General features: G+C 66.7%; 10 protein-coding genes. 5 read left to right on the top strand and 5 right to left on the bottom strand.

Translation table 11 applies throughout. The annotated features are described in order from the left end of the window. The first annotated feature begins 105 nt into the window (after positions 1-105). The 3 genes from QOI01_RS31555 (at position 106) to QOI01_RS31545 (ending at position 3,614) form a co-directional block, all read left to right on the top strand. Complete coding sequence (locus QOI01_RS31555) at positions 106-1,026, top strand: family 2A encapsulin nanocompartment shell protein (protein ID WP_526387414.1); 921 nt, start codon at positions 106-108, stop codon at positions 1,024-1,026. Next, on the top strand, positions 1,013-2,872 hold the full coding sequence (locus QOI01_RS31550) for a family 2A encapsulin nanocompartment cargo protein cysteine desulfurase (RefSeq protein WP_526387412.1): 1,860 nt from the start codon (positions 1,013-1,015) through the stop codon (positions 2,870-2,872). Before QOI01_RS31555 ends, QOI01_RS31550 begins: the two co-directional genes overlap by 14 nt. A gap of 244 nt (positions 2,873-3,116) precedes the next feature. Continuing rightward, the gene (locus tag QOI01_RS31545; RefSeq protein WP_526387410.1) at positions 3,117-3,614 is read left to right on the top strand and encodes a GAF domain-containing protein; all 498 of its coding nucleotides are present in this window, start codon (positions 3,117-3,119) and stop codon (positions 3,612-3,614) included. 1 nt (position 3,615) lies between these two features. Here the strand turns inward: QOI01_RS31545 and QOI01_RS31540 are convergent, their stop codons facing one another. From QOI01_RS31540 to lepA, 3 genes are all read right to left on the bottom strand, one after another. Continuing rightward, complete coding sequence (locus tag QOI01_RS31540) at positions 3,616-5,046, bottom strand: LLM class flavin-dependent oxidoreductase (protein WP_526387408.1); 1,431 nt, start codon at positions 5,044-5,046, stop codon at positions 3,616-3,618. Between the two features lie 369 nt (positions 5,047-5,415). Then, the gene (locus QOI01_RS31535; RefSeq protein ID WP_526387407.1) at positions 5,416-6,111 is read right to left on the bottom strand and encodes a sensor domain-containing protein; all 696 of its coding nucleotides are present in this window, start codon (positions 6,109-6,111) and stop codon (positions 5,416-5,418) included. A gap of 34 nt (positions 6,112-6,145) precedes the next feature. Beyond that, positions 6,146-8,005, bottom strand: coding sequence for a translation elongation factor 4 (gene lepA / locus QOI01_RS31530; RefSeq protein WP_526387424.1), 1,860 nt, complete (start codon positions 8,003-8,005; stop codon positions 6,146-6,148). A gap of 143 nt (positions 8,006-8,148) precedes the next feature. On the opposite strand from lepA, the gene QOI01_RS31525 reads away from it, so the two are divergent. Further along, a complete protein-coding gene (locus QOI01_RS31525) occupies positions 8,149-8,760 on the top strand; it encodes a type II toxin-antitoxin system PemK/MazF family toxin (protein ID WP_526387405.1) in 612 nt (203 codons plus the stop codon). Between the two features lie 92 nt (positions 8,761-8,852). Here the strand turns inward: QOI01_RS31525 and QOI01_RS31520 are convergent, their stop codons facing one another. Continuing rightward, the gene (locus QOI01_RS31520) at positions 8,853-9,464 is read right to left on the bottom strand and encodes a GNAT family N-acetyltransferase (protein WP_526387422.1); all 612 of its coding nucleotides are present in this window, start codon (positions 9,462-9,464) and stop codon (positions 8,853-8,855) included. Positions 9,465-9,468: 4 nt separating this feature from the next. Next, positions 9,469-9,897, bottom strand: a complete 429-nt coding sequence (locus tag QOI01_RS31515) for a CBS domain-containing protein (protein ID WP_526387403.1) — start codon at positions 9,895-9,897, stop codon at positions 9,469-9,471. A 143-nt stretch (positions 9,898-10,040) separates the two neighbouring features. Here QOI01_RS31515 and QOI01_RS31510 point away from each other — a divergent pair, with 143 nt between their 5' ends. Continuing rightward, positions 10,041-11,048: an aldo/keto reductase gene (locus tag QOI01_RS31510; protein ID WP_526387401.1), complete on the top strand. Its 1,008-nt coding sequence runs from the start codon at positions 10,041-10,043 to the stop codon at positions 11,046-11,048. Positions 11,049-11,079: the final 31 nt, after the last annotated feature.

Below are 11,079 nucleotides of genomic sequence, written 5' to 3'. Positions count from 1 at the left end.
AATCACGGTGAGTTTTACACTTGCCATGGCTCGGTGCGGCGCCCCCGGTCGGTCAGCGTCCTGCGATCCGACCTCCGACCAGCAGTCCACGACGGAAGGACCACGATGACGTCGGCTCAGAACGAGTCACAGGCACTTGGCGATCTAGCCGCCAGGCAGCTAGCCAACGCGACAAAGACTGTTCCCCAGCTTTCCACTATTACGCCGCGGTGGCTGTTGCACCTGCTGAGCTGGGTGCCGGTGGAGGCGGGCATCTACCGGGTCAACCGGGTGGTGAACCCGGATCAGGTGGCGATTCACGCTGATGAGGGGTTGGGCGACGAGCCGTTGCCGCAGACCTATGTCGATTACGAGACCAGCCCGCGTGAGTACACGCTGCGTGCCATTTCGACGCTGTTGGACGTGCACACCAGGGTTTCGGATCTGTATTCGAGCCCGCATGATCAGATCACTCAGCAGCTGCGCCTGACGATCGAGACGATCAAGGAGCGCCAGGAGTTCGAGCTGGTGAACAACGCGGAGTATGGCCTGTTGGCGCAGGTGATCCCGGAGCAGACGATCCAGACGTTGGGCGGGGCGCCGACGCCCGATGATCTGGATGCTCTGATCACCAAGGTGTGGAAGACGCCGAGTTTCATCTTGACCCACCCGTTGGGAGTGGCTGCGTTCGGACGCGAGGCCACTCGTCGCGGGGTGCCTCCGGTGGTGGTCAATCTGTTTGGTGCGCAGTTCATCACGTGGCGCGGTATTCCGATCGTGCCGTCGGACAAGGTTCCGGTCTCCGATGGCAAGACCAAGTTCATCCTGGTCCGCACGGGTGAGGAGCGCCAAGGCGTGGTGGGGTTGTTCCCGCCGGGGCTGGTCGGTGAGCAGGCGCCGGGATTGTCGGTGCGGTTCACCGGGATCAACCGCAGCGCGATCGCGTCCTATCTGGTCACGCTGTACTCCTCGCTGGCCGTGCTGACCGACGATGCGCTCGCGGTCCTCGAGGACGTGGCCGTGGACCAGTTCCATGAGTACGAGTGAGTACCGCTCCGTCGACGCGGAGAGCGATCTACCGATAGGTGCTTCGGAGCTCGCCGAGCTGGCGACGCAGTTGTTCGCGGCCAGCATCCGGCCCGGTCCCGACAGTCCCCCACAGAGCGGACTGATTGCTCCTCGCGGCGGCGGCGGCAATGTGACCGCACCGGCTTCTGCCGCTGCAACTGCCGGGGGGCTCTCGGATCCGTACCCCCCGTCGTTGCCCGCGGTCCCCGTCGGCAATGCCTACGTGCCTGCTCCGAGTTCGCCTGCCCCGCAGGGGCTGCCGCAGACCGCGCCGGTGGCTCCCCGCGGTTCGGCGCCCGATGTGACCGCAGGTCCGTCGGCGGGGTTGACGGCCGCGAATACGCTCGGCCCCTACGCGATCCCCTCGTCGGCCATCGTGCCGACCCAGCCCGGGGTGCTCGCCGGTGGACCCTCGACCGCGGCGCCGGCATCGGCCGCACCGCCCGGGCCGGTTCCCAGCTGGCCGGTGGGGGCACCCACGGTGCCGAACCTCGAATGGTCCGGCGCCCCCGCACCGTCGACGACCGAGTCCGACTACCACTTCCTCACGCCGCACGCGCAGTCCGACGGCCCGGCGCCGAGCGCTGTGCCGGGCAGCCACGAGGTGTTCGACGTCGAGACCGTCCGGGCGGATTTTCCGATCCTGCGTGAGACGGTCAACGGCAAGCCGTTGATCTGGTTCGACAATGCTGCGACGACGCAGAAGCCCCAAGCCGTGATCGACCGGCTGGCCTACTTCTATGCCCACGAGAACTCCAACATCCACCGCGCCGCGCACGAACTCGCCGCCCGCGCCACCGATGCCTACGAAGACGCCCGCGCCACCGTGCGGCGGTTCATCGGCGCCGCCACCAGCGAGCAGGTCATCTTCGTCCGCGGCACCACCGAGGCCATCAACCTGGTGGCCTACGCGTGGGGCGGCAAGCATCTGACCGAGGACGACGAGATCGTCGTGACACACCTGGAGCATCACGCCAACTTCGTTCCCTGGCAACAGCTTTCCCAACGCACCGGCGCGGTGTTGAAGGTCGCCCCGGTGGACGACGCGGGCAACCTACTGATGCCGCAGTTCCAGGACCTGCTCGGACCGAAGACCAAACTGGTCGCGGCGACCCACGTCTCCAACGCACTGGGCACCGTCACCCCGGCCAAGCAGATCGTCGAACTCGGTCACCGCTACGGGGCCAGGGTCCTGATCGACGGTGCCCAGTCGATTCCCCACCTACCGATCGACGTCGAGGATCTCGGCGCGGACTTCTTCGTGTTCTCCGGGCACAAGATCTTGGGCCCGACCGGCATCGGAGTGCTATACGGCACCGCGGAAGCCCTCGCCGAGACTCCACCGTGGCAGGGCGGCGGCAACATGATCGCCGACGTCACGCTGGAACGATCGCTGTATCAGGGGCCGCCGAACAAGTTCGAGGCAGGCACCGGCAACATCGCCGACGCGGTCGGCCTCGGCGAGGCGCTGCGCTACGTCGAACGCATCGGCATCGAACGCATCGCCGCCCACGAACACGCCCTGCTCGAGTACGCGACACCACGGCTGGCTGACATCCCGGGGATCCGCCTGGTCGGAACCGCACACGAGAAGGCCAGCGTGCTCTCGTTCGTGCTAGCTGGACACGAACCCCTCGAGGTCGGCAAGGCGCTCAACGCCGAAGGGATCGCCGTGCGAGCCGGGCACCATTGCGCACAACCCATCCTGCGCCGACTCGGGCTCGAAGCCACCGTGCGGCCGTCGTTCGCCTTCTACAACACCTTCGACGAGATCGATGTCTTCCTCGACGCCGTCCGCCGCATCGTCGACGGTTCGGCGAGGTAGCGAGCAGGCGCCGAATCACGTTGCCGTGAAGCGCCGAAAGTACGCTTGTTGCACGCGAATCGCGAGTAACGCCGTCAACAAGCGTGCACTCGGCGAGCTAGTCGAGGACGCACCGGTACGTCCACGGAAGCCGTAGTGGCAGGACGGTGAGCAAACCTAAGCCGGGCCGGCTCGGGAGGCGGGGTTGCGATCAGTCCGAGGAAATCGACCCACCCCGGCCAGCGGGACGGGTGATCATGGTCAGGTGAGCACCCCCGAACCCCACCGCACCGACACCACCGCCGGCCTGTCTGCGATCACGGCCAAACTGGACGCCCTCGCCAAGAAGCTCGACGTGAAGTCCGTCCTGGTGATGCGCTCCGAGCCCGACTCGATGGTCGTCGCCGCCACCGCTGGTGAGGCCACCCAGCACTACACCGTCGGGGCGGCGGGCAAGAAGGCAGGCGATGACGGGCACCGGGTGCCGCTGTACTGCGAGCGCGTCGTGAACGCGGACTCGGAACTGTTCGTTCGCGACTCGCGCGAGGACGCGACGTTCGCAGGCAACGAGGACGAGACCGAGTTCGGCTTGCACAACTACCTGGGCCTCGCGGTCCACGATGCGGATGGCGCCGTCGTCGGAACGGTGTGCGTGCTGGACGACGCCGCGCGCGACTACACCGACGAGCAGCGCGCGGAGCTGGGCCGCCTGCGGGCCGAGGTGGAGACCATCGTCCGACAGGACGGCAACGCGCTGGGCTGAGTCACACCCGCGCGGGCACCGACAACGGCTCGGAGATCTTGTCGGCCAGCGAGTTGTCGGTGAACGCGCCGCGGTACTTCGCGGCGGGATGGGTTGAGGGCAGGCGGTCAGCGCCTCCGCCGGACAGCTTGTGCCGCAACGTCCCCGTCTTGTCGGCACTGAGCAGGCCACGCCTACGCAGTTCGGGGAAGAGCTGCTCCGCGATGTCCTTGAACGTCCCCGGTCGCACGGCGTGAAACACGTTCACCCCGTCGATGCCCGCATCGCGCCACTCCTCGAGCTTGTCGGCGACCTCAACCGGTGATCCCACGATCCGGCTGCTGCGTTCGAACGCCCGGCCCAGGTCGGCGATGGTGGGTTCAGCGGTACCCGCGGCCTCCCCCGCCCACCGGACCCAGCCCTGCACACCGCGGAACTCGCCGAGATCCGACAGGGGCGTGTCCAGGGGCAGCGCGCCCGCGTCGATGCCGGCATCACCGAGGATGTGGCAAAGCACCCCTTCGAGGGACACCAGCTCCTCCATCCGGGCTTCCTTCTCCCTGGCCTCGTCGGCGGTGCGGCCCACTATCAGCGACAGCCCCTGGAAGAACTTCACGTCATACGGGTCACGCCCGTAACCAGCTGCCAGCTCACGAGTTTCGTTGATCAGCCGGTGGGCCGACTCCGGGTCGGGGCTGGAGATGAAGACGCCCTCGGCGTTGCGCGCCGCGAAGCGCTGCCCCACCGGCGACGCACCCGCCTGGAACAACACCGGGGTGCGTTGCGGCGAGGGCGTCACGAAGTGCGGCCCCTCCACCGAGTAGTGCGGGCCGACGTGGTTGATCTTGTGGATCTTCAACGGATCGGAGTACACGCCGGCCTGCTTGTCCACACGCAGGGCGTCCTCGTCCCACGAGCCCTCCCACAGCTTGTACGCCACATCGACGTACTCTTCGGCGATCTCGTAGCGCAGGTCGTGTTCGACGAGCTTGTCGTGCCCGAAATTGCGATAGGTGTTGTCGGAGAAACTGGTGACGATGTTCCAGCCAACCCGGCCCGCCGTGTAGTGGTCGAGCGTCGAGATGCGGCGGGCGAAGTCGAAAGGAAGGTTCTGGGCAATCGAGCTGGTGTACACCAGTCCCAGATTCTCGGTGGCAGCGGCCAGGGCCGAGATCAGCACCGACGGGTCATTGGTCGGGATCTGCATACCCTGCTCGGCGACCAGCTCGTAGGACCCGTTCCACGGCGAGCGCAATCCGGTGACGTCAGCGAAGAACATTTGGTCGTAACCCGCCTGGTCCAGGTAGCGGGCGAGTTCAACCCAGTGCTTCAGTGAGTTGATCTCGTCGTTCGCCGCTTCCGGATCGCGCCACAATCCGTGGATCACGTGCGACGGCGTGTTCATCACGAACGCGGAGAAGTACAACGGACGGTTCGCAGCTGGTGCGGGCATGGTCTCCCTAACGGGTTGCGGAGGTCACGGTGTGGGCCGTCGACGGCGTCGGCGGCACCGTTGGCCTAGTGGGAGAAGAGGATTCCACCGAGGACGATGGCCACGACGCCAAGGACCAGAGCGATCCACGGCCACCACGCGCTGACCGTATAGCGGTGGTATTCGGCTTCGATCATGACACCTCGAACCCTAAGTCGTGACGCTCGCCCGCGCCTGGGGCCGACGGCGTCGCCCGCGCACCGGGACGCACCCGGATGGCGGTGACGGTGTGGCGTAATGGCTTGCCGGTCAGCGATTTTCGTGGCCGGCGCGGCCGCTAGACGACTCGGTGAACAGTTGGAATCACCGTGGTTTCAAGCGGCGGCGGCGTTACCTTCTGGCCGCGTTCGCGATGAGCGCATCGACGGCCTCGACGGCCTCGTCGTCGATTCCGAAGGCGCACGCGAGCGCCTCGATCGAGAGGTTCGCCACCGACGTCAGGGCGTGTTGGCACTCCCATCCGTCGGAGTCCTCCTGCGCGACGACCTGGGTGACCACGTCGTCCCGAACGGACACGTCGTCGATCAGCCAGATCGAGCTCGTCGTCTGGTCGTCGACGGCCAGGGAGAACCCGCTGCAGTCTCGCCAGGAGGACGTGGCGGCGGCGACGAAGTCCTTCGCCAGCTTCTCCGTCGGATAGAGCACGACGGTCTGTTCGATCCAGTGTTTGTTGGCGTCTCCCGGCTCGCGCGCCACCTGATCGCGCACCGCAGTCCAGTCGCTGTACCGGTACACGAGATCCTCGGCCCCGAAGATCGAGCCGAGGCAGTCCGGATCGGAGACGGCCTCGGCGTTGTCGGACATCTCCTGGTTGTTGACGACGACCTTCAGCTCCGTGGCCCCGACGATGCCGTTGAGCTGCCCGACGTTCAGCATCACGTCGTCGAGTTGCGACTCTTGAATCGGCCGGACGTCGGTCGGCGCGGCATCCGCATCGCGGACGGCGATTCCCGGGACGGTGGTGGTGCAACCGGACGACGCGGCAACGGCTATGGCGACGGCGAACGCGGCCCGTGCGCGCCCCATCAACGCCCCGGCCCTGCCTTGGCCAGCATCAGGTTTACTTCTTCGGTTTGTCACTGGCGGCGTCGGCCGACAGCGCAGCGACGAAGGCTTCCTGCGGCACCTCGACCCGTCCGATGGTCTTCATCCGCTTCTTGCCCTCCTTCTGTTTCTCCAGCAGCTTGCGCTTGCGAGTGATGTCGCCGCCATAGCACTTGCTCAGCACGTCCTTACGGATCGCCCGAATATTCTCGCGGGCAATGATTCTCGACCCGATCGCCGCTTGAATCGGCACTTCGAACTGCTGGCGCGGGATGAGTTCCTTCAGTTTGGTGGTCATCTTGTTGCCGTAAGCGGCGGCGCCATCCTTGTGCACGATCGCACTGAATGCGTCCACCGGCTCGCCCTGCAGCAGGATGTCGACCTTCACCAGATCCGCCTCCTGCTCGCCGGCTTCCTCGTAGTCGAGGCTGGCGTAGCCGCGGGTACGCGACTTCAGCGAGTCGAAGAAGTCGAAGATGATCTCGCCCAACGGCATCGTGTAACGGAGCTCGACGCGTTCCGGTGAGAGATAGTCCATGCCACCGAGCTCCCCGCGGCGCGACTGGCACAGCTCCATGATCGTGCCGATGAACTCGCTGGGCGCGATGACCGTCGTCTTGACCACGGGTTCGTAGACCGCACCGACCTTGCCGTCGGGCCAGTCCGAGGGGTTGGTCACGACGAGCTCCGTGCCGTCGTCCTTCACCACCCGGTAGACGACGTTGGGCGCCGTCGAGATCAGGTCGAGATCGAACTCGCGCTCGAGCCGTTCCCTGGTGATCTCCATGTGCAGAAGGCCAAGGAACCCGCAGCGGAAACCGAAGCCCAGCGCCACCGACGTCTCCGGCTCCCACGTCAGGGCGGCATCGTTGAGCTGCAGCCGCTCGAGCGCGTCGCGCAGGTTCGGATAGTCGGAGCCGTCGACCGGGTAGAGGCCCGAGTAGACCATCGGCCTGGGTTCGCGGTAACCGGTCAGCGCCTGGGTGGCGCCGTTGCGTGCGGTCGTGATGGTGTCCCCGACCTTGGACTGCCGGACGTCCTTGACGCCAGTGATGAGGTACCCGACCTCGCCGACTCCAAGGCCCACGCTGGGCTTGGGATCGGGTGAGACGATGCCGACCTCGAGCAGCTCGTGCGTGGTGCCGGTGGACATCATCTTGATCTTCTCGCGTGGGACCAGCGTGCCGTCGACCACGCGGACGTACGTCACGACGCCGCGGTAGATGTCGTAGACCGAGTCGAAGATCATCGCCCTGGCGGGGGCGTCGGCGTCACCCACGGGCGCAGGCACCAGGCGCACCACCTCGTCGAGCAACTCCCTGACCCCGACGCCGGTCTTGCCGGACACCCGGAGCACCTCTTCGGGCTCGCACCCGATGATGTGGGCGATCTCGCCCGCGTAGCGGTCCGGGTCGGCCGCAGGCAGGTCGATCTTGTTGAGCACCGGGATGATCGTCAGCCCGCGGTCCAGCGCCAGGTAGAGGTTCGCCAGCGTCTGCGCCTCGATGCCCTGGGCGGCGTCGACGAGTAGGACCGCTCCCTCACACGCCTCCAGCGCACGCGACACCTCGTAGGTGAAGTCGACGTGGCCGGGGGTGTCGATCAGGTGCAGGACGTATTCACCTCGGCCTTCACCGTCTTCGACGACCCACGGCAGTCGCACGTTCTGCGCCTTGATCGTGATGCCGCGTTCACGCTCGATGTCCATCCGGTCGAGGTACTGCGCCCGCATGTCCCGGTCCGCCACCACTCCGGTGATGCCGAGCATGCGGTCGGCCAGCGTCGACTTGCCGTGATCGATGTGGGCGATGATGCAGAAGTTCCGAATCTGCGCCGGCGCAGTGAAGGTCTTGTCGGCGAAGCTGCTGATGGGAATCTCCTGGTGGGGCTACGTGGGCAGCGCGTGCTGCGTCCCGTCAGGATATCGAGCCGGCACCACATCGACACAATCGCGTCGTGACATCCCCCGGTCGCTTCGCTCCTGCCCTCCGGAAACGACCGCTCACATATGCTCGTCTGATGGCGTCGCAGCGGAGCCCGTGGCAGCGGCTTCTCAAGGGCACTGAGCAGTTGGTGTTCAAAGAGGCGCCGAAGATCATCCGTCAGCTGCAGAACCCGGAGAGCGTGCCGCGCGCCATCGGCCAGGGCATCAAGATGAGTATCGACGCGGGCATCAGTGTCCTGAGCGGCACCTCGCCCGAATCTGCGCCTGCGATCACCACGGGGCGTCCCGTCACGAAGGACAGCGTCCCCACCGCCCATCGAGCCCGCAGGGTGTCCTACGCGCCCGACCTGGACGGCCGCGCGGACCCCGGCGAGATCGTGTGGACGTGGGTGGTCTACGAGGAGGATCCGTCCCGCGGCAAGGACCGCCCCGTACTGGTCGTCGGTCGCGACAGCAGCACGCTGCTCGGGCTGATGCTGTCCAGTCAGGAGCGCCACGTGGCCGAACGCGGCTGGGTTGGAATAGGAAGCGGCAGCTGGGACTCCGAGGGCCGGGCCAGCTGGGTGCGGCTGGATCGCATCCTCGACGTGCCCGAGGATGGCATCCGCCGCGAGGGCGCCATCCTCGACCGCGAGAGGTTCGAGGCCGTAGCGGCACGGCTGCGGGCCGAGTACTCCTGGAGCTGATCCCCTACGAGTGGTCCCGCCCCCCGCGAGCGTGCGCGTCTGCACGGCGACACGCCGCAACTCACGGCAGTCCGCGCACCCTCGCCAGTTGGTCAGCGCGCCGGGCGCCACATGGGAACCAGACTGGGCCCGCCGTCGGGCAACGTGATCTCGCCGGTGACCTCGAAGCCGAACCGCTGGTAGTAGGGGACGTTGTCGGGGTTGCTGGACTCCAGGTAGGCGGGCGCGTGCTCGGCATCGCAGCGGTCGAGGCGCGAGCGCATCAGCACCTGCCCGAAACCCTTCCCCCGCACGTCGGGATCACTACCGATGACCGCGAGATACCAATGCGGCTCCTCCGGATGCGCCGCCTTCATCATCTCCTCGGCGACCAGGCCACGACGCAAGGACCTGCCGAAGGCAAGGAGCAATCCCGGCATCGCCCGCAACTCCTCGCCACGCGTCTGGCGCCACTCACCCGGCGGATCCCACAGGGCCGCGCCGCCAATGCCGCCGTCGTCGTCGGGTGCAACCTCGACGCCGCCGCGGGCCAGGTGATGATGGCGCGTCAACGCCTCGAACAGCTTGTGCAACTTGCGGCGGCGCGCATCCGCATCGGGCAGCATCCAGCACATCACGGGGTCATCGAAGAAGGCCCGTCCCAGCGTCTTCGAAAGGGCACGGACATCGGCATGGGTCGCGCGTCTCGCCTGCACGCCATCGATGCTCTCATCCCTGGGTGATGTAGGCCTCCAACTGTTCGCGCTCGGCCTGCAACGCCTCCATCCGGGTCTTCACGACGTCGCCGATGCTCACGATCCCGGCCAGCTGGCCGTTCTCCAGCACCGGTACGTGCCGCACCCGGTTGGTGGTCATGAGACCGCTGAGGCTGTCGACGGAATCCTCCGGCGAGCACGTGATCACCTGACTCGTCATGATGTCCGCCACGGATCGACCGAGAGCGGCCGCACCGTGTTCGTGCAGCATCCGCACGACGTCGCGCTCCGACACGATGCCGATCAGCCCCTCGGGACCGACCACCACCATCGCTCCCACATTGCGGGTGACGAGACCATTCAGCAGGTCGCTGACCAGCGTGTCTGGCGCAATGGTCAACACACCGGCACCCTTGTTCTTCAACACGTCTGCGATACGCACTGGCGCCTCCTTGGTGACGTGGGTCACACAAGGCTAGGTCCGATCGCTCCAAGGGGAAAGCCCTACCCGGAACACATCACTGACGACGTCGGTTGCAGAAGCGGTTGGAGAGCAGTCAGAACGTCAGACCAAAGGGGATGCACATGACCGAAACCGTGACGCTCGGCGATGATCTGACCGTGAGTGCGGTCGGTTTCGGCGCCATGGCGCTGACCCCGGTGTACGGCGAGGTCGACGACACCGAATCGCTCGCGACACTGCATCGCAGCGTCGATCTGGGAGCGACGTTCATCGACACCGCCAACGTCTACGGCGGCGGGGCCAATGAGCGACTCATCGCCGGACTGCTCGCCGACCGGCGCGACGAGGTGACGCTCGCCACCAAGTTCGGCATCGTCGGCAACCCCGCAGACCGTGCGGCAGGTAAACCGGCAGCTCGCGGCGACGCCGCGTACGTGCGACAGAGCATCGACGAGAGCCTGGACCGTCTGAAGACCGACGTGGTGGACCTGTACTACGTGCACAGGCGCGACCTGAGAGTGCCGATCGAAGAGACCGTCGGCGCGATGGCCGAGCTGGTCACCGCGGGCAAGGTCCGCCACCTCGGCCTCTCCGAAGTGACCGCCGACGAACTGCGCGCCGCCGTCGCGGTCCACCCCATCGCCGCCGTCCAGAGTGAGTGGTCGATCTGGAGCCGGGACGTCGAAGCCAACGTCGTCCCTGCGGCCGCCGAACTCGGCGTGGGCTTCGTCCCGTACTCACCGTTGGGCAGAGGATTCCTGACCGGCACCGTGCGATCCAGCGCCGACCTGAAGGAGTCGTCGGACTTCCGGCGCAACCTGCCGCGGTTCTCCGACGACGCGCTCGAGACCAATCTCGCGGTGGTAGACGTGATCTGGGCCGTGGCCGACGAGCGGGAGGCCACTGCAGCGCAGGTCGCCCTGGCCTGGCTGCGTTACCGCGCCGACGAGTTCGGGGTGGCAGCCGTGCCGATCCCAGGCACCCGCCGTGCCGCGCGTGTCGAGGAGAATCTCGGCTCGCTGGACGTGGCGCTCGACGACGGCCAACTCGCGAGGCTCGATTCCGCGGCCACCGCGGTGTCGGGACATCGGTCCGCCGACTTGGCATGGGTGTCGGCTGGCCGCGAATAACCGACGAACGTCCTCGCTCGCCGTGGGAGTG

Source organism: Mycobacterium sp. (genome assembly GCF_032162605.1).
In the GTDB taxonomy this organism is placed as follows: domain Bacteria; phylum Actinomycetota; class Actinomycetes; order Mycobacteriales; family Mycobacteriaceae; genus Mycobacterium.
Note: the sequence above shows the minus strand (reverse complement) of the source record. Positions and strands in the feature narration are given on the sequence as shown.